The organism is Rhodococcus sp. 14-1411-2a (genome assembly GCF_002259485.1).
Classification (GTDB): domain Bacteria; phylum Actinomycetota; class Actinomycetes; order Mycobacteriales; family Mycobacteriaceae; genus Rhodococcoides.
Genome location: NZ_NPGA01000009.1, coordinates 200462 through 223916, shown reverse-complemented (window position 1 = coordinate 223916; position 23455 = coordinate 200462). Strand labels below are relative to the sequence as shown.

Below are 23455 nucleotides of genomic sequence, written 5' to 3'. Positions count from 1 at the left end.
ACACGTTCAAGATCGGATGGTGGATGCCAGGGAGGGCTCTGCCCGATTTTCAGCGGTGACCACGGTGTTCGATCCCGGTTCGTCGGAAGATCTGGCCCCGATCGAGGAGAATTCCATCCATGCTGCCGCCGGAAAGGACCTACGCCGAATTTCCCTCGCCCGTCGACGGGATTCGGTGCACCTGGGAGCGGCGGTCGCAGGTGGGGGACCGGCCGTTGATCGTTCCCGACGGATGTGTGGATCTGATCTGGTTCTCCGATGGACGACTCGAGGCGGCGGGCCCGGATACCGCAGCCCGACAAGCCGTCACCCTCGGTCCGCTGGAGATGGTCGGTGTGCGTCTCGCTCCGTCCGCAGCTCGAAGGGTCAGTGCGATTCCAGTCGCTGAATTGTGTGATCAGCAACCGCATGTCGCAGCGCTGGGAGCGTCCTGGTTGGAGGCTGCCCATGTCCTTACGGGTCACGATCCGAACGGTGCGATGCCAGCGCGGCGAAAGATGCTCGCCGACCTCACCGTTCGGGCCATGAGGCCTGCGGAGGACGGGCTGGTCCTGGCCGCTGTGCAGGTGCTCGAGGCGTCGCCGGGTATCAAAGTCGGTGATCTCGCCGTCGGCTTGGGAGTCGGTGTTCGGCAGCTGCATCGGAGGTTTGTCGACGAGGTCGGCTACGGCCCGAAAACCCTCGCCCGGGTCATTCGCGTCGGGCGGCTCGTCGACGTTGCTGCCACCGTTCCCGACCTGGCGTCGCTCTCGTATGCCGCAGGCTTTGCGAGTCAGGCGCACATGTGTGACGAGGTACGTGCACTCACCACGTTGACACCGGTCCGATTTCTGGAAGAACGTCGCGGCCCGTCTTACGTAGGGTCGCTGCTATGAACCGAGAACCCTTTGTGGCAAGTAGACATGTGGCTCGAGTTATCAGCCGTACACCCGACGAGGTGTACGAGTTCGCCGCGAATCCTGCGAACTTGCCCAAATGGGCGGCAGGACTGGCGCACAGCCCGGTGACCATCGACGGTGATCGGCTTCTCGTAGATTCGCCGATGGGACAGGTGACAGTACGCTTCGTGCCGCACAACGACCTCGGCGTCCTCGATCATGACGTGACACTGCCGTCGGGGACCGTCGTGAACAACCCCGTAAGAGTGCTGAGTCATCCAAATGGGGCGGAAATTCTGTTCACGGTCCGACAAATCGAACTGAGCGACGACGAATTCGAGCGCGATCTCGGCATGGTCGCCGACGACTTGAAAAGACTCGCAGAGCTACTGGAAGGTCAGTGACCTCGTGCGTCCATCAACAGGGATGTACGCGTCCAATTGGGCCTCGACGAAGTCCGACGTCAGGTCGATCCGCCCGGCTTCGCGCCACGGACGGCCGCGCGCGTCGTCCTAGACGACTCCGAGGACAACACCCGCTACTGTCGCTCCCGTGAGGTGGTAGCTCGCGGTGACAGCTCCGAACACGAATGGTTGTGGAGTGTGGGGCGTCAGCGCGTTGGTCAATGATGCTGCAGCGGAGGCCAACCCGACACCCAGTCCAACGAGCACCCCGGATACCACGGCATCCGCGTTGATGGCGTCGAGAACGAGAGCGATCACGATGGTTGTCGCCGCCGAGCAGCAGAGCGGAACCACGTAGTAGGACAACGGGAATCGGCCTCCTGTCTGCGCCCGATCACGCCCGATCGAGCGATCCCATGTGCGCCCGAACAAGGGGCCGAACCACAGCGCGCCGAGTGCGTAGTACACAACCGCTGCCCCGGCTACTCCCAACCAGTTCACGACACTCCCCTTCGGCCCGGTTGAGTCACTCGGTCGACATCGGTCCAAGAAGTGGCGGTCATAGCGTGATCGTCTCGAGACCCGAGGCTCGGTGTATTGCAGAATTGCGACATGGAAGAAAGGCAGGTCGCGTCCAAGCCCATCGACGTTCACGAACGCTCCGGCGTGATGGCTCCTGCGCTTCTCCGTCGCTTCGACGCAACCTGGCACGAACCGGCTGCAGAGGTTCGAGATGTTGTCGACGCGTACTGGAGCGTGCGATGGGAATTGTCTGCGGACGAAACCGTCGAACAGCGAGTCCTCGAATTTCCGGCAGTCACGGTCAGTATCGAGACCGGTGCAGTGCCTGCGCCGTTCATGATCACCAATGTTCAACGCAGGGCGTGGTCCCGGACGATAGAAGGTCAAGGCTTCGTGTTCGCCATCCGGCTGCGTCCAGCTGGACTGGCTGTCGTATCCAACCTCGATCCCAAGAGACTTACTGCGGAGCAACCGATCACCGAAGAGACCGACCAACTTCTCTTCGGCATGCTCGGTAGCATTTCCGGGCAGGATTCGGCTGCCGACCATGCTGTACGGGCAGATTCAGTGATCACTGAGATGCTGGGGAAACGACCGGCGGCTGCCGAACATCTTCTCGCGAACGCCGCTGTCGATGCTTTGGCGCAGGGCATCGGCAGAAAACCCGGGCAATCGGTGGCAGGAATGCTCGGGGTCAGTGAACGTGCCGTGCAGAGGGCGCTGCGATCGTCACTCGGGATGGGCCCCAAAGCAGTCGCCCGACGGGTTCGACTACAAGAAGTGGTGCAACGTTTGTCGCTCCCCGCAGCCGATGCTGCCCGTATTGCTGCCGACCTGGGCTACGTCGATCAAGCTCACATGATCAACGACTTTCGCGGCGTCGCCGGAATTACGCCGGGAGCGTACCTTCGTGAACTCGCTGCACTCGGCCGCGCCTGAAATGAGGGTGGCGAGAGCCTCTGCAAACTCAGCGTACTTCTTGGGAAGTCGGCCCAGCCTGCGTAGCGGAGTACTCGCTGCACTGCGCGCATCGGGTGAGCAGATCGTGTGTGCACGCGACGACGTGCGCGAGAAAGCGCTCGGCACTGGCGAGTCGAGCTTGCTGCCGTCGGACTCGGGCCAGATGGTCTGCGATGACTTCAGTTCGTTCGGGCTCGTCTCGATGAAGTATCAGGCGAATGTCGGCCAAGCTGATTCCCACGTCCTGACAGGCCCTCAGCACCCGCAGTCGACGCAGGTGTTCCTCGCTGTAATCGCGGTGACCAGACGGGAGACGTTCGGGCACAACCACACCGACGTCCTCCCAATGTCTGAGGACGTGAGTCGGAACGTCGAGTTCGCGCGCAGCCTCTCCGATCTTCACTCGCCGATGGTCTCACATTGACTTCAGGTCGACCTGAACTATTACGTTCGTTCCCATGACGATCGACAGATTCGATCTACCAGAGCCGATCTTCGTGTCCGTGGGCGGCGATAGGGTGGCGACTTACGAGCTGGCTCCCGAGGTGGACGTGCCCTCAGTGGACGTTGTGTTCTGCCATGGAACTCCCTGGTCAGCTCAGGTGTGGGCGCAGGCCGCGCGCCACCTCAGCGCTGGCCATCGTGTCTACCTGTGGGACATGCCCGGATACGGCCGGTCTGCACAGGGATCCGATGTCCGGACCGACCTGCCCACCCAGATGCTGCGCTTCGCGCTGTTGCTCGACCACTGGAGGTTGAAGAGCCCCTTCGTCGTCGCTCACGACATCGGCGGTGCAGTCGCCCTGGGAGTCCATTTACTTCACGGCTGCGATTTCGGCGGGCTTTATCTGTGGGACGTGGTGACCCTCGACCCCTGGGGATCCGAGTTCTTCAGACTCGTCGCGGACAACGCCGAGGTCTTCGCCGCGTTGCCTGCACACCTGCACTCGGCGCTGGTTACCGAATACATCGCGGGAGCGGAACATCAACGACTGGACGCAGACATCGTGGCAATGTTGACCGAACCCTGGATATCCGACGAGGGTCAGCCCGCGTTCTACCGACAGATCGCCGAACTGAGTCCCGAACACACGCGGCCCATCGTCGATGCCCTTCCCCGAGTCCGCTGCAACACCTCGATCGGATGGGGCGAACAGGACCCCTGGATTCCCGTCGAACAGGCGTTTCGACTGCGGCAATTGCTGCCGGGGGAATCGTCTGTGATCACTGTTCCTGGTGTGGGTCATCTGACTCCGCTCGAAGCACCGTCGGTCACCGCTGAAGCGTTGGATGCGTGGCTAGGAATGCTTGTCCGAGAACTTCCGAGAAGCCCACGATCGTGCAGCTGACTCGCTGACATCGTTCGTCGAGCCGTCCGAGGTGCGTCTCGTGGATACTGAGTTCCGTGGTGCTGAGACGAATGGGAACGTCCCACATCGGAGGCCGAGGGGCCCAGTGGCTTCGTGAGCTGAACGAGCGACATCCATGGAGTCGCAACGATTGCTACCGGGTGCGAAGATGCGACACCGCATAGGGTTTCGACACACAATCGGGTAGACGAAGCCTGGCGTCGAGTAGAGCCGTCATGTCTCTCCTACGCGCAGAAGGCGAAAGCCTCTGCAGTGGAGCGTGAATCCAACGGCAGCACCGACAACGGCACCGATTATGGGTTGCACTTTTGTCCACCACTCGAGGAAGAGACCGACTCGGACCTGCAAGGTGATGTCAGCGGTAGTCGCGTAGGCCCGGCTCATTTGGCCGGGTTCTACGTACAGGGTTCCGGCCCATCCCGACACGGACGCGAGCAGACCCACCGTGAGCCCTAGTGCGGCGAAGGCAAGAACAACTGAGCGCATGGGGGCACAATATCGGTGCTGGGCAGAAACAGGTGTCGCGAACGACAAGGAAAGGACGCGCCTCGAATGTGGGACTTACACAGTCCGGGCGTGCTGCAGTTGCCGTCGGGCAGTCTCGTTCGTGGACGTGCCTTGCGTGTTCCGACACCTGACGGTCCGTTGCCGGACTTCGGGATCTACCTGCAGGGCAAGGATCCGGGCGAGTTCGAGTGGGACAGTCGATGGGTTCGTTGGCCCGACTTCCGGCTGCCGTCCGACTCGAAAGAGCTCGAGGTCGGACTACGAGAAGTATTGCGCCGCTGTGCAACCCAGAGAGTCGAGATCGCGAGTACCGGCGGTGAGGGGCGAACGGGCACCGCACTGGCCTGCCTGGTTGCGCTGGGCGGTATGCCGGGAAGTGCTGCAATCGACTATGTCCGGAGCAATTACTCGCACCGCGCTATCGAAACGCCCTGGCAGAGACGCTATGCGAGGACATTCGTGAAACCGAGCTCTCTGCTCTGAGCAGAATCTGCGACCCATCACGGACAGGAGGCCTAGGCTGCGATCATGGGCCAGGTCATACGAATCGATGAGCGTCGAGCAGCGCGCGCGGTGGAACCCCTGTGGCGCGAGGTGGTCGGCAGACGACTACGCGAACGCAGACACGCCCGCGGAGATACCCTCGCCGACACCGCCGCACGCGCAGGTATTGCGCCGCAATACTTGTCGGAGCTCGAACGCGGCCGCAAGGATCCGTCGAGCGAAATCCTCGCGGCCGTCGTCGGCGCATTGGGCACGTCGATGGCCGAAATCTCACGCCTTGCGCATCACGACCTCTCGCGTGGCGATGCGACGTTGATGGCCGCCTGACGTCCCTCGAGAACCTGATCGACGACGCCGTATTCGAGAGCAGCCGGTGCCGTCAACACCAGATCTCGGTCGGTGTCGTGTCGAAGCGTGTCCACGTCGCGTCCGGTGTGTGCCGCCAGAATTGCCTCCATCTCCGCTCGCACTCGGACGACTTCGTCAGCGGCCAAGATGAGGTCCGGGATGGTGCCGCGTCCCTGCGCCGCAGGCTGGTGCAACACCACCCGGCTGTGGGTGAGCGCAGAGCGTCGACCCGGTGCGCCGGCAGCGAGTAGTACTGCACCTGCTGCCACCGCTTGACCCACACATGTTGTGGCAATGGGTGATCCGATGAATTGCATCGTGTCGTAGATTGCGAGCATGGCAGCGGTGTCGCCGCCCTCGCAGTTGATGTACATCGAAATTTCCTGGTCGGGGGAGTCGGCCTCCAGATGCAGCAGCTGCGCGATCATCGCATTCGCGACCCCTGCGTCGATACCGGTACCGAGATAGACGATGCGCTCACTGAGCAGATGCGAATAGACGTCGACGACGCGTTCTCCGCGCGAATCTCGGGTGATGACATTGGGAATCGTGTACGTGCTCATCGGGCCAACTCCATTCCGAACGATGCCCGTCGCGCAGGCATGACCTGATCGAACGAGTCCACGATCGCGTCGACGAACCCGTACTGGAGGGCTGCTTCCGCGGTGAACCAACGGTCGTGCAGAGAGTCGTCGAAGATCTGCTCGCGTGTTTGTCCGGTGTCGTCGGCAATGAGCCCGAGCACGGTATCTCGGGTATGACGCAGATCGTTGGCCTGTACTTCCACTTCGACGGCCGACCCACCGATGCCGGCGGATCCCTGATGCATCAGTATTCGCGAATGCGGCAGGGCATACCGCTTGCCGCGCGTACCGGAGGACAACAGGAATTGACCTGCGCTGCAGGCCAACCCGAGCGCAAGTGTCGACACGTCGCACGGCACCAGCCGCATCACATCGCGGATCGCGAGCATCGCGGGAACCGATCCGCCGGGGGAGTGAATCCACAGAGCGATGTCGGCCGAGGAGTTGTCGGCGGCCAATGTCAACAAATGGGTGGTGAGGACCGTGCCGTTGTCGTCGTCGAGGGGGCCGTCGAGCACCAGGACTCGATGACGCAGGAGTTGGTTGCGGAGTTCGGGTGGGAACATTCGTGGCGTTTCGCTCATGGTTCGAGTGTGAGTCCCAATTCGATTGCATGCCAATAGTTCTGCTGTAGGCAGCGGGTCTGCTCACAGCTTCGCGGGTGCCAGATGGACAATGGAGAGATGACTGCACTCGAGTTCTCCGAATCCGTCGTCGTCGCTGCGTCTGTCGACGACGTGTACGCCGTTGTCTCCGACATCACCCGAACAGGCGAATGGAGCCCGATCTGCCAGGAGTGCTGGTGGAACGAGGCCGACGGCGGTGGCGTCGGATCGACCTTCACCGGCCGCAACGTGGTGCCCGGTCGCACGTGGGAGACCGTGTCGACGGTCGCCGCCGCCGACCCGGGTCGCGAGTTCGCGTGGGTGGTGGGCGACAACTTCGTTCGCTGGGGCTATACCCTCGAAACCGTCGATGGCGCAACACGACTGACCGAGAACTGGAACTTCCTGCCCGACGGCATCGCCTTCTTCCACAGCAAGTTCGGTGACGACGCGGAGAAGGAAATCGACACTCGTAGCCAGGCGGCACTCGACGGCATCCCTCGCACCCTGGCCGCAATCAAGCGAATCGTGGAAGCCGAAGCCTGATTACTGTCGGCCAGGTGCGCTGGCTGTCCACTGTTCGAGGCCGACGACGGAATCCCGCCTTTCGGCGCGAATTGTGGACACTGAGCGCACCTGCGACCGATAGCCTGTCCGCATGGCAGCGACGGTTCTGCGGATGTCCACGGTTCTCGAATCACGAGGCCCGGCAGCGGCCATTGTGCTCACTGACGAGCAGGTCGCGTCCCTCGGTTCCACCAAAACGCCACCAGTTCGGTTCACGATCGGTGGTCAGACGGTGCGTGGGCGCATCGGCCGAATGGGTGGCGAAAATCTGCTCGGGCTCAACAAGAGCGTTCGCGCCACACTCGGCGTCGAGGCCGGCGACACCGTCGACGTGACCATTGAGCTGGACGACCAGCCGCAGGTGATCGAGGTTCCGGTGGCGCTGGCGACAGCCTTGGACGCGGATCCGGCTGTCCGAGCAGCGTTCGATGCGCTGGCACCGTCGACGCGAAAGGAACACGCAAGGTCCGTCGCCGACGCGAAACGCGACGACACTCGCGAGCGGCGTATCACGGCAATCGTCCAGTCCCTGCGGCCCTGAGTGCTGCCGGCCCTGCGACGTTGCAAACGCGCGCGCATTCGTCAGGTGCGCGCGATTCCGCCATTGACCAGGTGACCAATTTGCGAGCGTCTCGCGAACGCGCGCGCGTTTGCGATGGCCGTCGGGGCTCACACCACCGCAGCGGGCGTGCTCGACGCGGCGGCCGGCGTCGGGGTGTTCTCCGACGACAGGCGAGTGAGGATCTTGATCGCCGAGGTGATGTCGGACAGTGAACGGGTGAACGGAATGCGCTGTCGATCGTCGAAGGCGTACCCCGTTCCGAATCTCAGTCCGGGTGCCAGCAGCAGTCCCTGCGACTGGGCGTCGGCGACGAGATGGCTGGATCGAATGCCGTCGGGTAGGTAACACCACAGTGCCAGGCCGCCGTCGGGAACTCGAAAGTGCCAGCCCGGCAGATGATCACGCATCAATGTGACGGTGTGATCGCGGGCCGTTCTCGACGCCTCCGCGCGGACGCGTCGTACCTCGTCGTACTTACCCAACAACTCGATTGCCGCCAGTTGATCGATGATCGAGACCGAAAGTTGGCGTCGCGCATAGGTTGCGGCGACCCGCGCCAACAGACCGGCTTCGGCGCGAACCCACCCGACTCGCAGCCCGCCCCACACCGTCTTGCTCGTGGACCCGACGGTCACCGTCGCCACGTCCGGAGTGGCGGCTCCGAAGGGCTCGATATCCGGTGAATCGTCGAGAGACAGATCGGCTGCTACCTCGTCGACGATGGTCAGTACGCAGTGGCGGTGCATGGTGGCGGACAGCTGTCGGCGGGTGTTCAGGGGGAGTCGCGCACCCGACGGATTGGAGAAGTCGGGCATGAAATACGCCAAAGTCGGTGCACTCTGCCGCGCGGCCCTGTCTGCCGCAGCCACGAACTCGTCGGTGTTGTCCGGATCGATGGGCACCGGGATGCAACGACCGCCGAGGGAGTGGACGAGTTCGACGACACCCGGATACGTCGGGTGCTCCACCAATACGCGGGCCCCGGGCTCGGTGAACGTCGCCAACACAGCGTGGATGGCGTCGGTGGCACCGGAGGTGACGAGGATGTTGTCGGCGGTGGTCGGCACTCCGCGCCCTCGGTAGTACGCGGCGATGGACTCTCGGAGCTCGAACAGACCGGACGGAGCGTACCCGCCCAAGGTGAAACGATCTCGAATCTTCTCTGCCGCAACACCGTACGCGTCGGACAACAGCGGCGATGCCGACGGGGAGGCGTTGACGAATTCCAGATTCGCAGTCTCTCGGTCGCCGGCCAGTGAACCCCACGACGGCATCGAACCCGTCGGCGACACGTAGGTACCCGAGCCTCGCTGGGCGCTGATCCACCCACCCTCGCGCAGGTGCCGGTATGCCGATGCGACCGTCACCCGACTGACGTCCAAGCTGATCGACAACGCCCGCTCGGCAGGCAAACGCGTCTGGGCCGACACCTCACCGTTCTCGATCAACCGCCGCAACTCGTCGGCGATCTCGAGGTAGAGCGGACCACCGGATCGGTTCCGCAACGTTGCTGGGTCGATCCGTGCGGCCAGATCCCGGGCCGTGATGGCGGAGGCGTCGAACGAGTCCATGCATGCCACTCTCGCACACTGGACTGCATTATTTGGAGTAAAAGCAGTCCATTGTGGTCACATGATCGCAATTGGAGCTGTATTGGTCCTGTCCATGGTGGGAGCAGGGTGGACTGTGGTCGCTCTGCACGAGGGCGGAAGAAGCGGGCCTGCCGGGCCGCCGCGGAGTCGTGTTCGGTCGGACTGACGCGGCCGTGTCTCGGCAAACGCGCGCGCATTCGTCACACGCGTTCGATTTCGCATCCGATTCGGGCCTAGATCGCGCGCACCTGGCAAACGCGCGCGCATTTGCCAGGGCAGGGGGCCGAAGCAGGTCAGGGGGCGGGAGCGGGGCGGGGGCAAGATCGGCGTACTGGGCGAGGGCGAACTCTGGACGTCGAGGTCAGTTGTCGGCGGTGATGGAATCGACGAACGGGGTCAGCAGCAGCGCCAGATCGTCGGCTGCTGCAGCGATGTCCTCGGGTGGTTCGGGGATGTAGCTCAGGGCCAATCGGACGATGGCTTTGCTGATTACGTCGGCCTGTCGTGGGCTCGCGCCCACCCATCCGCGCTGGAAGGTCTCGGACAGACGCTCACCCGCCCGCTCGATGAGCACCTCGCTGTCGGTGGTGATCAGGCGCAGAAGATCTTCCGGTGCGTCGCCGCTGTGCAGCGACCGGACGAGCGGATCCAGGCCGCTCAGCTCGAAGAACGACGAGAAGCCCTGCCGCAGAGCGGCCGACGCGTCGTTCTCGTGCTGATACAGAGCCGTTTCGCACATGGCCACGAAGAGGTCCGTCAATCTGATGGCGTACCCCTGCGCGACGCCACGCCGCGAACCGAACTCGTTGTACAGGCTCTGCCTGCTCAGCCCTGCAGCCTTGGCGATGTGGCTCATCGTGACGTTGCGCCAGTTGCGCTCGTTCAGCAGCTCTCGCAAGGCGTCGAGCGCGGTATCGCGCGCGAGAGTGGATGCGGCTTCACGGTATCGACCGGGGGTCGACGTCTGTTCGGCTGCGGGCATGAACACGACTCTATCGAACGACCGCATGGGGCCGATCCAGCCAATCTTCTCCGAGGAGTTCCCGATCGATGGGGTCTGCGCTCGCGATGAGGGATCTGATCTGTCGGATGTCCTTGGGGAAGCCGACGCCGATGGCCCCGACGAGCGTGTCGCCGCGCAGCGCACAGGCGGTGAAGCGGCGTTCCTCGATGGAGCCGCGAACCACGACGTACTCGTCCTCGGCACCGGTCCAACCCGCGAACTGCAGGTTGAGCCCGTGCTGAGTCGACCAGCCCCACGGCACGTCGAGGCTGCCGACATCGAGACCGAGTATGGACCGTGCTGCCCGGGTCGCCTGATCGACGGCACCGTTCCAGTGCTCACTCCGATAGGTGCCGCCGAGAATCGTGTTGGGGACCTCTGCCACGTCGCCCGCCGCGTAGACGTTCGGCCTCGATGTGCGCATCGACGCGTCGACCAGGATTCCCGACGCGGTCTCGAGGCCCATGTCCGCCCCGAGCTCGACGTTGGGCACCGAACCGGCGGACACCAGGACGGTGCCGGCCGACCACGAGCGTCCGTCCCGAGCGGTGGCACGGAGGGTGCCGTCGTCCTGCTCGTCGAGACTCGTCACGGTGACGTCGGTGTGCATCGTTATCCCGTTGTCCGCGTGCAGGTCTCGGTACATCTGCGAAATCTTTGGCGGCGCGATCCGGCTCAGCAGAGCCGATGCCGCTTCGAGCACCGTCACCTCGGCACCGAGCGACCGGGCTGCTGCCGCCGCCTCGCACCCGATCAATCCGCCGCCGATCACCAACAGCGATCCGGTGCGGAGGATGTCGGCATGCAGTGGTGCGACATCGGTGGCGCTGCGAAGCGTGAACACGTGACCCGGGAAATCGAGTTGCCGAGCCCGAGAACCCGTTGCCAACAGCACGGCGTCGTACGGGATCGGATCGCCCTCGTCGAGATGCACGGCCGAGTCCGTGACGGCGACGGCGGTGACGCCCGTGCGGACGTCCACGCCCTCGATGGCTGCACCCAACCGGACCTGATCGACCGACTTGGTGCCCATCAGCAGCTCCTTGGACACCGCCGGACGACGGTAGGTGGACTCCTGCTCGCTCCCGATCAGCGTGATGGAACCCGTGAAGCCCTCGGCCCGTAGCACTTTGGCGGCGGTGTACCCGGTGGCACCGGTACCGACGATCACGACCTCGGCGGGTTGCCCAGTAGTCACCCGCGCTCTACCTCGACCATCTCGAAATCGGCCTTGGCCGCGCCGCAGTCGGGGCACGACCAGTCGTCGGGAATGTCGTCCCAGCGCGTGCCCGGCTCGATGCCGTCCTCGGGCCAGCCCAGTTCCTCGTCGTACTCGAATCCACATTGAACGCAGCGATAGAGCTTCATGCCTGACTCCTGAAGTCGATTTTTTCGCGGACACCGCAGTCGGGGCACGGCCAGTCGTCGGGTACGTCCGACCACGGTGTTCCTGCCGGAAAGCCCTCTCGCGGTGCGCCGTTGGTCTCGTCGTAGACGAACTCGCACACCGGGCACTCGAACGCGGCCATCACTTCGCTCCGTGCGCGGCGAGGATCTTCTCCCGCTTGGACGGCTGAATGTTGACCTTCGTGATGTCACCGTCGTAGTGGTCGAGTACGCGGTGGTCCATCACCTTGCGCCACACCGGTGGGAAGTAGGCCAGCGAGATCATGCTCGCGTAGCCACTCGGCAGATTGGGTGCCCCGTCCATGCTGCGCAGAGTCTGGTAGCGGCGGGTGGGATTGGCGTGGTGGTCGCTGTGGCGCTGAAGGTGGTACAGAAAGATGTTGGTCACGATGTGATCGGAGTTCCAGCTGTGCTCGGGAGTGCATCGCTCGTAGCGGCCGTTCTCCTTCTTCTGACGCTGCAGGCCGTAGTGCTCGAGGTAGTTCACCGTCTCCAGCAGTGAGAATCCGTAGATGGCCTGAATCACGAGGAACGGCAACACGATCGGACCGAACACCGCGATCAGGACCCCGTACAGAACCACCGACATCAGCCATGCGTTGAGCACGTCGTTCTGAATGCTCCACGTGCTCTTGCCCAGTCGCTCCATGCGCGTCTTCTCCAGCTCCCAGGACGACTTCAGGCTGCCCCACACGCTGCGTGGCAGGAAGGCCCAGAAGCTCTCGCCGAACTTCGAGCTCGCCGGATCCTCGGGAGTGGCGACGCGAACGTGGTGGCCGCGATTGTGCTCGATGTAGAAGTGGCCGTAGAACGTCTGTGCCAGAGTGATTTTCGACAACCAACGCTCGAGGCTGTCCTTCTTGTGGCCGAGCTCGTGCGCGGTGTTGATACCGACGCCGCCCATCACGCCGATACTGATGGCCAGGCCGATCTTCGAGATCAGGCCGAGCCCTCCGTCGATGCCGAGCCACGACAGGTTGTTCGCCGACCACAGGTAGCAGGCGAACACCAGACTGGCGAGCTGGAACGGAATGTAGGCGTAGGTGCAATAGCGGTAGTACTTGTCCTCCTCCAGCGCCTTCATCACCTCGTCGGGTGGGTTGTCACCGTCGGGACCGAAGAAGCGATCGAGGATCGGAAGCAGGCCGTAGACCAGCAGCGCGCCGATCCACCACCAGACCGGCGACACGGCGGTCCAGCCGAGCTGGTTGAAGGCCCACACCAGGCCGGTAGCCAGGAATACCGCCGTGGGTGGGATCAAACCCATCAGCCAGAGGTATCGCTTTCGGTCGTGCCACTCGGCGACCGGCGCCTGCGCCTGATCGTCGACATTCGATGCGGTCATCGTCACTCCTCGTGTAAGGCCGATCACTGTGGATTGGACAATACACGGAATTTGTCAGCTCGATGGACAAATTGGCTGATTTGTACAAAAACAAGTCGTGTCGCGGTGAGGGGGCGTCGTTTGTACTCTCAGCCGGAAGCGAAAGGGATCCGCACCCAAAATGAGCCTCGACCACGACCACCCGGACGGTGAACGCCGCAGCCCTCGCGGTCGAACCGGTCGACGCATGCTTGCGGGCTTCGGACTGCTGATCGTCGTGGCGCTCGGTCTCGGTGCGTGGCTCGCGTACACCGCCAATGCCGCATACACCTACCTCGATCAGGCCCGCGAGCATGCCCAGGCAGCGAAAACTGCACTGCTGAACGGGGATACGCAGAAGGCCGACACCTCCGTGTCCGACGCGGTGCGCACCTCGGCCCAGGCGAAGGAGGCCACCGATTCGCTGATCTGGACGGCGGCCGCGGCAATTCCGTACGTGGGTCAACCGCTGGACGTCGTCTCGCAGATCACCGACGTCGTCAACGGGCTGAGCGTGGATGTGCTGACACCCTCGGTGGAGGTGGGCACCACCCTCGACCCGAGTCGGTTGCGTGGGCCCGACGGTTCCATCGACATCGCCGCCCTGCGCGACGCCTCGCCTGCGTTGTCTCGGGCGGCGGCAGCATCGGAGGTACTCGATGCCCAGGCCGAGGCAATCGAGGAACCGACATTCGTCGATCGGGTCGGTGAGGCGCGAACTCGGTTGCAGGATCAGACGCACGAGCTGACGTCTCTGTTGACCAACACCGACGTCGCCGCGAGGGTGCTTCCGGCGATGCTCGGGGCGGACGGCCCGCGCAATTACTTCTTGGCCTTCCAGACACTCTCGGAATCCCGCGGAACAGGCGGATTGATAGGCGGATTCGGCATCGTGCGCGCCGTGGACGGGAAGGTCGCGGTCGACTCGTTGGCCAGCAATGCCGAGCTTCGGATTCCGTACGACCCCATCGATCTCGGCCCCGACTTCTTCGACTTCTACGAGAGCCGCTTTCAGCCCACCCAGAACTGGCAGAACAGCAACGTCAGTCCGCACTTTCCGTACGCGGGTCGGATCTGGCAGTCGATGTGGGAGCAGGAAACAGGCGAGCGTCTCGACGGCGCGTTGGCCACCGACCCGGTAGCCCTCGGCTACATCCTCGACGCCGTCGGACCCATCACGATGGGCGACGGCGAAGTGATCGACGGATCCAACGTCGTCCGGATCACGCAGTCCGACGCCTACTTCCGCTTCCAGGACGACAACAGCGCGCGCAAGGCCTACCTGCAGGACATCGCCGCCCGGGTGGTCGCGAAGATGCAGGGCAACATCGGCTCTCCCAGTGCGCTGCTCGAAGCACTCGGCAAGGCCACCAGCGAAGGGCACATCTCCGTGTGGAGTGCGGACCCGGCACTTCAAGCGATCCTCGGTCCGACCGAGATCGGCCACGAAGTTCCCGACAGCCCCGACCCGTACGCCGCAGTGGTGGTGAACAACGGTGCGGGCGGCAAGCTCGACTACTACCTGCAGCGCAAGGTCACCTACTCCGCGCAGTCCTGCGACGGCCCGACGCGCACCACCCGCGTCGTCGCCGAGATCACCAACAACGCTCCGCTGCAGGACTACACCACTTACATCGCCGGCAGGCAGAACGACTCCACCCGATACGACGGACCGCCGGGAACCAACCGATCGGTGGTGGCTCTGTACGCAACTCGGGGCGCAACGTTGACCGATGCCACGATCAACGGAACTCCACTGTTTCTGCTGACCGCTGCCGAACGGGGCCATCCGGTGTTCTACGTGCCGGTCGTCATCGAGCCGGGACAGACCAAGACCATCGAGTACAACCTCGTCGAACCGACCGTCGCCGGCGAAGCGCAGGCACCGGTTCAGCCGCAATCGGCGCCGGCACCGACCGAAGTGGACTTCCCGGACTGCTCGTGATCGCCGGTAGGGCAGAATCCCCGGCGTGCGAAGAACTCGACTGTGGATCGCCGGGGCACTCGGGGTGGCTCTGGTCGCCGCGCTCGTGGCAGGACCACTGAAGAAGCCGGCGCTGACGGTCCGCAACGCACACTGCTTCGGGTGGAGCGTCAACGACACCGGCCCACGATTGGTGACGCTGGGCGACTCGATGGCGCAAGGCAATTCACGCGTCGACTGGGGGATTCACGGCAACACGTCGTGGTATTCGTATCTCGTGTGCGGAGACGATTCTCGCGCAGCCGACGGTGGGAATCTGGGAATCAACGGCGCGACGACGACGCAGATCCTCGCCCGAACCGACGACGCACTGGCAGCGAACCCGGACATACTCGTCGTCAACGGCGGCACGAACGACCTGGCCCGGTCGGTTCCGCTACCCCGGATCATCGACAACCTACGCACGATCCTGGACCGCGCACGCGACGTCGACACCGTCGTGATCGCCACGGTGCCGTCGTCGCGCACGGTCAGCGCAGACGACCTCAACGACGACATTCGAGCACTGGCCGCCGAGCGCGGCATACCCGTCGCCGAGTTTGCGCCGCTGCTCGGACGTCCCGGAGCCACCTTCGACGGGGTGCACCCCACCGCGAGTACGGCTGCAGCCATGGCGGCCGCGGTGGTTGTAGCCGTGGACGCATCGCGGACGTAGCCGTGCTGGTTGCCAGCGTTCAGAAGCGTGCGGCGAACGCGGGATTCCGCCGATCAGAGTCGGTAGTGAACGCTGAGGTGCGGGCTGCCTGTGGATAACCCCGAACTATCCACAGGTTTCGAAAACAGCACTGGCGCAGGCGTCGTCGATCGTTCACCGTATCGGCATGGGGGTACACACAGCGGTCGACCTGATGGCTCGGGGGATGAGCCGCAGCACCATCTCTCGCAGAACTGCGTCCGGGCAGCTGATTCGAGTGCTGCCCGGAATCTATGCGACGAACAAACCCGAGTACATCGACCTGTGCACAGCGGTAGCTCTGTGGAAGCCCGGCGCTGTGCTCAGTCATCTGACCGCTGCGTGGGTGTGGGGGTTGATCGACGAGGAGCCGACGCAGGTTACGGCGACAGTGCCGCCATCGACCCGGCAGCACGCGCCGGAGTGGGTGAAGATCCATCGACGACGCGTCCCCGAGGCGGACCGGTGCCGAGGTCTTCCGGTGGTGACGTTGGCCCAGGTGTTCGTCGACGTCGCTGCAACCCTGACGGGTGAGGAGTTGGAGCGGTTCTTCGACACGGCAATCGCGCGGCCGGCTCTGCGACGTCGAATCGCGACCGAATGCGAACGATCTCGCGGGATGCACGGCATGAAGGCAGTACGGAGACAGTTGCGTCTGTGCTGCCTCGGTACCCGATCCGAGGCCGAGCGAGTGGTGGCTCGGGCACTGTCCGCTCGACAGTTCTTCATGGAGATCAATGCGCGGGTAGGTCCGTATTTCGGCGACCTCGTGGACTTCCGGGCACGGGTGATCGTCGAAATCGACGGACGCGAGTTCCATACGTCGAGCCGAGCGTTCGACGGCGATCGTCGACGCCAGAACCGGCTGGTACTTGAGGGGTGGCTGGTTCTGCGCTACTCCGCTGTACAGGCGTTGGGCGAAACGCGACGCGTGGTCGACGAGATCATCGAGGTGGTCCGGCGTCGTCGACGTTCGATCGATGCAGTCGGTCGAGCGCTGCCGCGGACGTGAGCGTTCAAAAGCGTGAGCCGAACGCGGGATTCCGCCGATCAGAGTCGGTAGTGAACGCTGAGGTGCGTGATCAGAGGCGGCCCTGTTGGACCGCGATGACGACGAGGGCAATCACAGCAATCGTGAGGATTGCTAAGAGCGCCAAATGAATTGGATCAGTGGAACCTGGCGGTCGAACCCCGTTCGAACCCCTTTTCTGGAGCATGTCACAGACTGTAGGTCACTTTCTCGGATTGTGCACAGTATGAGTGGTACAACCGAAAACCACTCCTCTGCGAGCTCGCACATATGTTCGATAGAGAGTAGGGTCGAGTGCGGCGGAGCTGGGAGGGAAGCCCGGCTCCGCCGCCCGATCGGTGCCCCGCAGGCAAGTTCTCGAGTTCGCAGACCGGGTGATTCGTCTGTGGTTGACTTGGCCCTCCAGGTCGGGATACCAGGAAAGCTCTGCAAGGTGAACGGTCTTCGTCAGTGGTGGTCGCTTCCCGTCGACTACGGGTGGAACGTTGCGTATGCGCGTTCGCAACGAGGCTTGGACATCACCAGGGTTCTCATCGGAATTCTGTGTTGGCTCTACGCCGGTGCCGCGGCGATCGCTCTGAGCATTCCGGGATTCGCCTACAGCAGCCTCGCACGTTTGCCCCTGTGGTTCACCGTTGTCACGACGGTCCCGGTGGGGTTGATCTGGTTGATCGGCGGCTGGCCGAGCTGGCGCGTGTCGATCGCGTTCGTGCTGTACGCCGACATCGTGCTCGCGGCTGTTCTGCTCACCACCGATGGACCGTCCGCGGTACTGCCCATTGCAGCCCTGTTCACGGTCATGGGCGCTTATGTCGCGGGGTTTCACGGTCCCAAGCTGTTTGCGTTCCATCACGGCTTCGCATTCGTCACCGCCGTCGCCCTCTACGTCTCGGCAATGGTGAACGACCCGGCGGAGCGTCTACAGACCAATCTCTACTTCGTCATGCTGATCCTGGTGATGTTCGCGGGACCGTTGATCGGGCATTCCTTCCTCATGCTGTTGCGCCGAGACGCCACCGGCGCGTTCTACGATCCGCTCACCGGCCTACGGAACCGTCGGGGATTCGATGCGGCGATCGGCAACCTGGAATCTCGATCCGGTGCGAACATGTCGCTGGTCGCCGTGGTCATCGACATCGACAACTTCAAAGCGGTCAACGACAGATACGGCCACGAGCATGGAGACGCGGTCATCCGGACGACAGCGAATCGCATCCTCGAGGTCTTCCCGGCGCCGGCCGTCACGGTTCGACTGGGCGGCGAAGAATTCGCGGCCGTGTGTGTCGACGACCTCGATACGGTCGTCGAACAATCGGAGCGATTACGAGTTCGTCTGTGTGACAGCACCGACCGGGCACCGTTGACCGCGTCGTTGGGCATCGCCCATGCCGTGGTCGAGACGGGGGACGTCGAGTCCGCTGTCAACGAACTGCTGGGCCGCGCCGACGAGGCGATGTATCACGCGAAAAGGCTCGGCGGCGACCGCGTCTCCCTCTACGGAGGCGACTCGCCGTTGAGCCGTGACGTGGACGAATTGCAGTGACGACGCCGAGCCGAGGTCCGTGTCGGAACCCGGCTCGACGCCGTCGATCGTGCTGTACACGAACTGCTACGCCACCTCGGCCGCGAGCGCGGACTGCGTTCCGACGTCGAACACCGGGTTGGTCAGGTGCACGTCGAGGCTGTTTCCTGGGCCTGCGATGATGCCGTTGAGCACCGAGGTGAACGCGCCGCAGTTCTGGAACTGCGGAATGGTGTAAGTGCCCTTCACGTGGGCATCGGCCTGATTGTTCTGGATCAGATCGATCGCGTCGAGCGAACCGGTAAGTTCGGCAGTGGTCTCGGCGGTGACGCAATTGCTACCCGCGGGAATGAGATCGACCGACGCCGACCCCGCGGACCCGGTGTCGATACCCAGAGGCTTCACCGAGTCGATACGAATCTTGAAGCTCTGCTGCACGGCGAGATCCAACGTGGGTGCCTCCGCGGGACCGCCCTGGGTGAGGGTGCCCGACACCGGCGTCGGATCGACGATCGAAATGGTGAAGTTCGCCAACGTTGCAGGGCCGAGTTTCAAGTCGGCCGATGCCTGCGGCAGTGCGAGCGTGCCGGTCACCGTCCCGCCGACCAGGTCGACGTCCGTGACGAGGTCGGTGGTGGGGAAGACGACCGGCTGACCGGTCTTGGCGATGATCGTCGTCGTGTCTGCCTGAAACGTGATCGGAAGCGTGTCGGCAGCGTTGGCCGGGGCGGCCACCATCGTCGCCAATGCGACGGACGAGGCCAGTGCCGCCATCGTGACGACAGTCCTGTTGCGGATTTTCACGTGCTCTCCTTCGAGGAAATGGATTGTGCTGGAACGTAATCGGAGGATGTCGATCAGGACAGTGTGAAGGCCGGATTCGGCTGGACCGACAGGCTGTCGACCGTGCAGTTGCCGGACATGGGCTGGTCGGTCGAGGTGAGGGTGTTGGTCATGTTGTCGAACGAACCGGCGAGGGTGGCCGGGCCGCAGTTGTATCCGACGAGCGAGAATGCCACGTTGGAGACCTCACCGGTGGTGGCACTGGTGGGGGTCAGAGTCCACGGCAGGTTCTTCAGCTGCGGCAGGCCGCACAGGCGGTTGGAACCGCTGATCTTCGCGTCGGTGATCGATGCAGAGGAGCCGTCGGCGCTGGTGCTGCCGGAGAGTGTGATGGAACAGCTCACGGGAACTCCGAACGAGGCGGGCGTGCTCACGACGATCGTGCCGGGTGCGGTGAAGGCGGTTCCGGCCGGAGAGATGGTGGCGGCACCGGCATCGGCGGCACCGACTGTCGCCCCGGTGATGGCAACGGCGGCGAGTACGGCGGCGAGTGTACGAGAGCGGGTCGGCGGGTTGAGCGTCATCGATCGATCCTCCATGTCCAGGACGGCTCCGGGAGCCCACGCGGGCGGCCGGTGGCGGCCGGTGCTCCGGCAACCGGGATGGACGTTAGGTGTGCGAACCATATGTCGGAATTGCTTCGTTCAAGTCTGTGAGAAGTCACAATACGGTCGGTACGTTTGTTGTTTGCCGTGGTAACGAAAGTGGGCTTCGGTTCCGAAAGTCCACTCCGTCATGGGTTTTCGGCCCGATTTCGAGCTCGGAGGGTTCCGAGCCGCGCGGCCGACCCAGCGGAAGTTCCGTTATCGGAGCGTTATGCAAAGTTATCCAAACGAGATAGTTGTGGTGTCTGTCGTGACACCTCCGTCGTCCAACATTGAGTCAGCGAGAAGAAACTACGAGAATCAGGTTTGAAGATCAGCCAACCCCCACGTGACGGGGGTGGTTTTTTCGTGTCAAACTGTGGTGTGACGTTCGCGCTGGCCGAAGCAGGATCTGCAGTCGACACGGACACGGGAGAGCTGACGGTGCAACCGTATTTCGCCCCGGTCTGTCGGCTGGACAACGGCGCGCTCGCAGCGATCGAAGTTCAACTGCGAGGTCCGCAGAACGGTCCGCTCGCCTCCGCCGACGCGCTCAAGCGCGCAGCCAGAGCAATGGACGCCAAGCGCGAACTCGACGCCCTTGCGTGGGGAGTGGCTCGGGTAAACCAGTCGGTGCGGTTGCCGATGCTCGTCTCCATGGACGTCGACTCCCTTGCTGCACTCGATTCCGCCACCGAGGAACAGTTGCGCCGCGACATCGTGGTCGTCACCGAGGCGGCACTCGTCGACAGTCCGGCCCGCACCCTCGCTGCGATCGACAAGGCTAGGCGTGACGGCAAAGTGGTGGCCGTCGATGACGTCGGTCGTCGACCGCAGTCGATGACCCTGCTGCCGCTCATCGAACCCGACGTGATCATCCTCGCTGGATCGATGGTCTCCCGGCGTCCCGATCTCGCCACCGCACGTACCGCTCACGCCGTCTCGGCTCAGGTGGAACGAACCGGCGCGGTGGTGGTCGCCAGCGGAGTCGACACGGCACTGCACCGCACTCGCGCGCTCGGACTCGGAGCGACCTACGGGGTGGGTGAGCTGTATCCGGCGGCCGAGACCACCGAGGAGCTCCCCGCGGACGCCGCGGAGGTGATGCCGCCGTTCCCGACCTGGAGCACACCTGCTGTCGCCGCCGAGTCGCCGTACGCCATCGCGTCGGCGGGAAAGACAGCCACCCGCAGCACCAAGCGTCTACTGGTGGCGATGAGTACCTCGCTCGAGATGCAGGCTGCGGTCTCAGGTCCGGAAACGTTGGTACTCGGTACTTTTCAGCGAGCAGAGCACTTCACCTCGAGCACCCGTGCGCGTTGGGTCTCGATGGCCGAGCAGATCTCGTACGCCGGCGTGTACGGCGTTGGCATGGGCTACGTCCAAGAGGGCGGCATCATGCATGCGCCCCTCGACCCGACGGATCCGCTGGTGGAGGAGTGGAACGTGGTGGTGTTGGGTCCGCACTTCTGTGGAGTGCTCGCAGCGATCGATCTGCACCGCGGCGAAGTCGACGCCGATCGTGAGTTCGATTACGTGATGTCGTACGACCGTGCGACAGTAGTTCGTTGTGCGCGTGCGATTCTCGCGCATTTCTGACGCAACGACGACCGCGTTCCCGGACGGGATGTTTCGGGCAGCCATGGCAGGGCATACGGCACAGCAGGTGATGAAGTAGTCCGGACTGCCCCATTGCTCAGGCCCCGTGCGTTGAAAAAGCAGCGTACGGGGCTGCCTGAACAGTTACCGCGCGGTCGAAGCCATGTCCACCAACTCCTGAGCGATGTCGCGAAGCTTTCGGTTGGAGTCCTGCGATCGGTCTACCAGTAGCGCGAACGCCGCATCCGCGCTGATGCGATGCGTTGCCATCAACATTCCCTTGGCCTGTTCGATCGGTGCTCGCTGCGAGAGCGCCCGTCCGATAGCGTCCGGTAGCCCGAAGTCGGTTGCGTTCGCTGCGGTCATGCAGACATTCTTGCGCGACTTGCTCCGGCGCAGGTCAGACCCGAGAAGACGCGCCGAAAAACCGTCGAACAGAGTTGCCCACGTTACCGACTTCGTAGTGTTCCGTGACCGCGGTGTTACAGAGCTTCGGCGCTGTCAGGCGGCGGGATTGGACAGCGGCCGTCCGATCAGGAACTCGAGAGTGCGGTAGGCGTCGGTCCGCCGCCCGTTGCTCGCATTGTCGTGATACGCGGCACCGGCGACGACCACGCCGACCGGAATACGGCCGGACTCGATATCGCGCGCCGTCTGCTCGGCGCAATTGCGCAACACCGGGCAGTCGGCGCACAACCGCCATGCCTTCTCTGCGCGCTTGCGTCCGTGCCGAGGAAGTTGTTGCGAGTCGTAGGCATCCATGTCTTCGATGCACGCACCCTTGAGGCGCCAGACCTGGTCATCCGTCATCGTCATGATCCGTTTCGCGTCGTGCCGATCGTTCCAGGACCCATGTTCCCCGTCACGCGGAACTCGAAACACCCAAATGCCTTGCGCCGCCGCAGGCCCGCCGGGTCAGACCGTACGACGAGCGGCGACCCTCGACGCTGCGGCCGCCGCCGCGATGGTCACCAGTGCGCCGAGCACGATGGCAGGGCCTTCACCGGGAGCCAGCACACCGCTCTGCGCGCCGAGTGTCACGGCCGAGACCGGAACGCCCAGCTGGGCTGCCGCGAGTATCCCGAGTCGGGTGGGCTGGCCGGTCAGGCGCATCGCACCGTGCACCGCGATGGCACCGAAGCCCAAGACGAGCCCCAGCACGATCATCTTCGGGTGACCGGCGAGGGCACGTAGATCGAGGGATGCACCGAGCCAGACGAAATACAGTGGTCCCAGAAATCCTTCGGTGATGGCGAACAGTTGTTTGGCAAGGCGACGCGGTTCTCCGATGGCGGCAATCGCCAGGCCGAAGCCGAAGCCGGCCAGCATCACCGAGGCGTGAGTGTGGACGGCGAGTGCCGCGAGGCCGAACAGCAGAACCAGGTTCAGTCGCAGTTCGAGCGCGAGTTTGCGCTGAGCAGACACCCGATGCACGCGCCAGCGCAGTCCCGAGATGTCGAAGTGTCGCAGGACGACGAAGATCACCGCGGCAGCGAGCAGAACCGTCGCAGATCCCAATGCGGCCGGACCGGCCCGCTGTGGATCGATCACGAGGGGCAGCGCGACGATGCAGACTGCATCGGCGAGCGCGATCTGCGGCAGGAGGGCCATCAGGCCCGGAGCGGTCATGGTTGTGGACTCGACGATCGGCATGACGACAGCGGCCGAGGACGACGCCATCAACACCGCGTACAGACCGAGATGAGGCGGATCGAACGCTGCCGAAACGGCCCAGCCGAGCGCGGTTGCGAGCAGCCCGACGGCCACCGCTCGAGCGGCACCGACCCCGACACCGATGCGCAGTCGCGGGTCGCGAATCGGTACCTGACTGCCGGCCACGAACATGACGAGCGCAAAGCCCACCTGCGCGAGGAAGCTCAGCGTCTGCTCGCTCGGGTCGACAACGCCGAAGCCTGTGTAACCGAGTGCAATTCCGGCGACGAGTTCTCCGATGACGACGGGTATCCGAAGCCCGCGTGGAAGCGCCAGCAGTGGGCCGAACAATCCCACCGCGGCACACAGGGCGAGCGTCTCGAAGGTCATG

28 protein-coding genes are annotated in these 23455 nt (G+C 63.8%); 13 read left to right on the top strand and 15 right to left on the bottom strand.

The window, feature by feature from the left end; genetic code table 11:
* Positions 1 to 119 precede the first annotated feature (119 nt).
* Positions 120 to 875, top strand: coding sequence for a helix-turn-helix domain-containing protein (locus tag CH291_RS06620; RefSeq protein WP_094686959.1), 756 nt, complete (start codon positions 120 to 122; stop codon positions 873 to 875).
* A complete protein-coding gene (locus CH291_RS06615; protein WP_256980750.1) occupies positions 872 to 1282 on the top strand; it encodes an SRPBCC family protein in 411 nt (136 codons plus the stop codon). Before CH291_RS06620 ends, CH291_RS06615 begins: the two co-directional genes overlap by 4 nt.
* A gap of 108 nt (positions 1283 to 1390) precedes the next feature.
* On the opposite strand, the gene CH291_RS26700 is transcribed toward CH291_RS06615, so the two are convergent.
* The gene (locus CH291_RS26700; protein WP_068055174.1) at positions 1391 to 1783 is read right to left on the bottom strand and encodes a DUF1761 domain-containing protein; all 393 of its coding nucleotides are present in this window, start codon (positions 1781 to 1783) and stop codon (positions 1391 to 1393) included.
* A gap of 111 nt (positions 1784 to 1894) precedes the next feature.
* Here CH291_RS26700 and CH291_RS06605 point away from each other — a divergent pair, with 111 nt between their 5' ends.
* Positions 1895 to 2743, top strand: coding sequence for a helix-turn-helix domain-containing protein (locus CH291_RS06605; protein ID WP_094640724.1), 849 nt, complete (start codon positions 1895 to 1897; stop codon positions 2741 to 2743).
* A 28-nt stretch (positions 2744 to 2771) separates the two neighbouring features.
* Here the strand turns inward: CH291_RS06605 and CH291_RS06600 are convergent, their stop codons facing one another.
* Positions 2772 to 3167 carry a MerR family transcriptional regulator gene (locus tag CH291_RS06600; RefSeq protein WP_094686957.1) on the bottom strand — a complete coding sequence of 132 codons (396 nt, stop codon included), beginning with the start codon at positions 3165 to 3167 and terminating at the stop codon, positions 2772 to 2774.
* Positions 3168 to 3222: 55 nt separating this feature from the next.
* On the opposite strand from CH291_RS06600, the gene CH291_RS06595 reads away from it, so the two are divergent.
* The 3 genes from CH291_RS06595 (at position 3223) to CH291_RS06580 (ending at position 5472) form a co-directional block, all read left to right on the top strand.
* The gene (locus tag CH291_RS06595; protein ID WP_094686956.1) at positions 3223 to 4113 is read left to right on the top strand and encodes an alpha/beta fold hydrolase; all 891 of its coding nucleotides are present in this window, start codon (positions 3223 to 3225) and stop codon (positions 4111 to 4113) included.
* A gap of 573 nt (positions 4114 to 4686) precedes the next feature.
* Entirely contained in the window at positions 4687 to 5124 is a 438-nt protein-coding gene (locus CH291_RS06585; protein WP_094686954.1) for a protein-tyrosine phosphatase family protein, read from the top strand.
* Between the two features lie 45 nt (positions 5125 to 5169).
* A complete protein-coding gene (locus CH291_RS06580) occupies positions 5170 to 5472 on the top strand; it encodes a helix-turn-helix domain-containing protein (RefSeq protein ID WP_255183123.1) in 303 nt (100 codons plus the stop codon).
* Here CH291_RS06580 and CH291_RS06575 read toward each other — a convergent pair.
* On the bottom strand, positions 5430 to 6056 hold the full coding sequence (locus tag CH291_RS06575; protein WP_094640729.1) for a ClpP family protease: 627 nt from the start codon (positions 6054 to 6056) through the stop codon (positions 5430 to 5432). The two genes, CH291_RS06580 and CH291_RS06575, sit on opposite strands and share 43 nt — an antisense overlap.
* Entirely contained in the window at positions 6053 to 6661 is a 609-nt protein-coding gene (locus CH291_RS06570; protein WP_094640730.1) for a ClpP family protease, read from the bottom strand. Before CH291_RS06570 ends, CH291_RS06575 begins: the two co-directional genes overlap by 4 nt.
* Before the next feature lie 99 nt (positions 6662 to 6760).
* On the opposite strand from CH291_RS06570, the gene CH291_RS06565 reads away from it, so the two are divergent.
* A complete protein-coding gene (locus CH291_RS06565; protein ID WP_094687141.1) occupies positions 6761 to 7228 on the top strand; it encodes an SRPBCC family protein in 468 nt (155 codons plus the stop codon).
* Between the two features lie 112 nt (positions 7229 to 7340).
* Positions 7341 to 7790 carry a YdeI/OmpD-associated family protein gene (locus tag CH291_RS06560; RefSeq protein WP_094686953.1) on the top strand — a complete coding sequence of 150 codons (450 nt, stop codon included), beginning with the start codon at positions 7341 to 7343 and terminating at the stop codon, positions 7788 to 7790.
* A 128-nt stretch (positions 7791 to 7918) separates the two neighbouring features.
* Here CH291_RS06560 and yczR read toward each other — a convergent pair whose 3' ends face one another.
* The 6 genes from yczR to CH291_RS06530 all read right to left on the bottom strand — a co-directional run bounded on the left by yczR (position 7919) and on the right by CH291_RS06530 (position 13158).
* A complete protein-coding gene (yczR, locus tag CH291_RS06555; protein ID WP_094686952.1) occupies positions 7919 to 9382 on the bottom strand; it encodes a MocR-like transcription factor YczR in 1464 nt (487 codons plus the stop codon).
* A 382-nt stretch (positions 9383 to 9764) separates the two neighbouring features.
* A complete protein-coding gene (locus CH291_RS06550) occupies positions 9765 to 10385 on the bottom strand; it encodes a TetR/AcrR family transcriptional regulator (protein ID WP_094687140.1) in 621 nt (206 codons plus the stop codon).
* Positions 10386 to 10395: 10 nt separating this feature from the next.
* The gene (locus CH291_RS06545; RefSeq protein WP_094686951.1) at positions 10396 to 11604 is read right to left on the bottom strand and encodes an NAD(P)/FAD-dependent oxidoreductase; all 1209 of its coding nucleotides are present in this window, start codon (positions 11602 to 11604) and stop codon (positions 10396 to 10398) included.
* Complete coding sequence (locus tag CH291_RS06540) at positions 11601 to 11774, bottom strand: rubredoxin (RefSeq protein ID WP_027495558.1); 174 nt, start codon at positions 11772 to 11774, stop codon at positions 11601 to 11603. Before CH291_RS06540 ends, CH291_RS06545 begins: the two co-directional genes overlap by 4 nt.
* Positions 11771 to 11935 carry a rubredoxin gene (locus CH291_RS06535; RefSeq protein WP_094686950.1) on the bottom strand — a complete coding sequence of 55 codons (165 nt, stop codon included), beginning with the start codon at positions 11933 to 11935 and terminating at the stop codon, positions 11771 to 11773. The genes CH291_RS06540 and CH291_RS06535 overlap by 4 nt, the downstream gene beginning before the upstream one ends.
* A complete protein-coding gene (locus CH291_RS06530; RefSeq protein WP_094687139.1) occupies positions 11935 to 13158 on the bottom strand; it encodes an alkane 1-monooxygenase in 1224 nt (407 codons plus the stop codon). The genes CH291_RS06535 and CH291_RS06530 overlap by 1 nt, the downstream gene beginning before the upstream one ends.
* Before the next feature lie 160 nt (positions 13159 to 13318).
* Here CH291_RS06530 and CH291_RS06525 point away from each other — a divergent pair, with 160 nt between their 5' ends.
* From CH291_RS06525 to CH291_RS06510, 4 genes are all read left to right on the top strand, one after another.
* Positions 13319 to 15121 carry a DUF4012 domain-containing protein gene (locus CH291_RS06525; protein WP_256980749.1) on the top strand — a complete coding sequence of 601 codons (1803 nt, stop codon included), beginning with the start codon at positions 13319 to 13321 and terminating at the stop codon, positions 15119 to 15121.
* Positions 15122 to 15146: 25 nt separating this feature from the next.
* Complete coding sequence (locus tag CH291_RS06520; RefSeq protein WP_179276453.1) at positions 15147 to 15815, top strand: SGNH/GDSL hydrolase family protein; 669 nt, start codon at positions 15147 to 15149, stop codon at positions 15813 to 15815.
* Between the two features lie 166 nt (positions 15816 to 15981).
* The gene (locus CH291_RS06515; protein ID WP_094670298.1) at positions 15982 to 16845 is read left to right on the top strand and encodes a DUF559 domain-containing protein; all 864 of its coding nucleotides are present in this window, start codon (positions 15982 to 15984) and stop codon (positions 16843 to 16845) included.
* A 451-nt stretch (positions 16846 to 17296) separates the two neighbouring features.
* Positions 17297 to 18406, top strand: a complete 1110-nt coding sequence (locus CH291_RS06510) for a GGDEF domain-containing protein (protein ID WP_176460191.1) — start codon at positions 17297 to 17299, stop codon at positions 18404 to 18406.
* A 66-nt stretch (positions 18407 to 18472) separates the two neighbouring features.
* On the opposite strand, the gene CH291_RS06505 is transcribed toward CH291_RS06510, so the two are convergent.
* A complete protein-coding gene (locus tag CH291_RS06505; protein ID WP_094640755.1) occupies positions 18473 to 19189 on the bottom strand; it encodes a hypothetical protein in 717 nt (238 codons plus the stop codon).
* Positions 19190 to 19242: 53 nt separating this feature from the next.
* A complete protein-coding gene (praA, locus tag CH291_RS06500) occupies positions 19243 to 19752 on the bottom strand; it encodes an alkane oxidation protein activator PraA (RefSeq protein WP_094640756.1) in 510 nt (169 codons plus the stop codon).
* A 429-nt stretch (positions 19753 to 20181) separates the two neighbouring features.
* Between praA and CH291_RS06495 the strand changes: the two genes are divergently transcribed.
* Positions 20182 to 21411, top strand: coding sequence for an EAL domain-containing protein (locus CH291_RS06495; RefSeq protein WP_255183127.1), 1230 nt, complete (start codon positions 20182 to 20184; stop codon positions 21409 to 21411).
* 144 nt (positions 21412 to 21555) lie between these two features.
* Here CH291_RS06495 and CH291_RS06490 read toward each other — a convergent pair whose 3' ends face one another.
* From CH291_RS06490 to CH291_RS06480, 3 genes are all read right to left on the bottom strand, one after another.
* Positions 21556 to 21777: an ANTAR domain-containing protein gene (locus CH291_RS06490; RefSeq protein ID WP_094640758.1), complete on the bottom strand. Its 222-nt coding sequence runs from the start codon at positions 21775 to 21777 to the stop codon at positions 21556 to 21558.
* 135 nt (positions 21778 to 21912) lie between these two features.
* Positions 21913 to 22221: a WhiB family transcriptional regulator gene (locus CH291_RS06485; RefSeq protein ID WP_037193923.1), complete on the bottom strand. Its 309-nt coding sequence runs from the start codon at positions 22219 to 22221 to the stop codon at positions 21913 to 21915.
* Between the two features lie 105 nt (positions 22222 to 22326).
* Positions 22327 to 23454 carry a cation:proton antiporter gene (locus CH291_RS06480; protein WP_094686947.1) on the bottom strand — a complete coding sequence of 376 codons (1128 nt, stop codon included), beginning with the start codon at positions 23452 to 23454 and terminating at the stop codon, positions 22327 to 22329.
* Position 23455 lies beyond the last annotated feature (1 nt).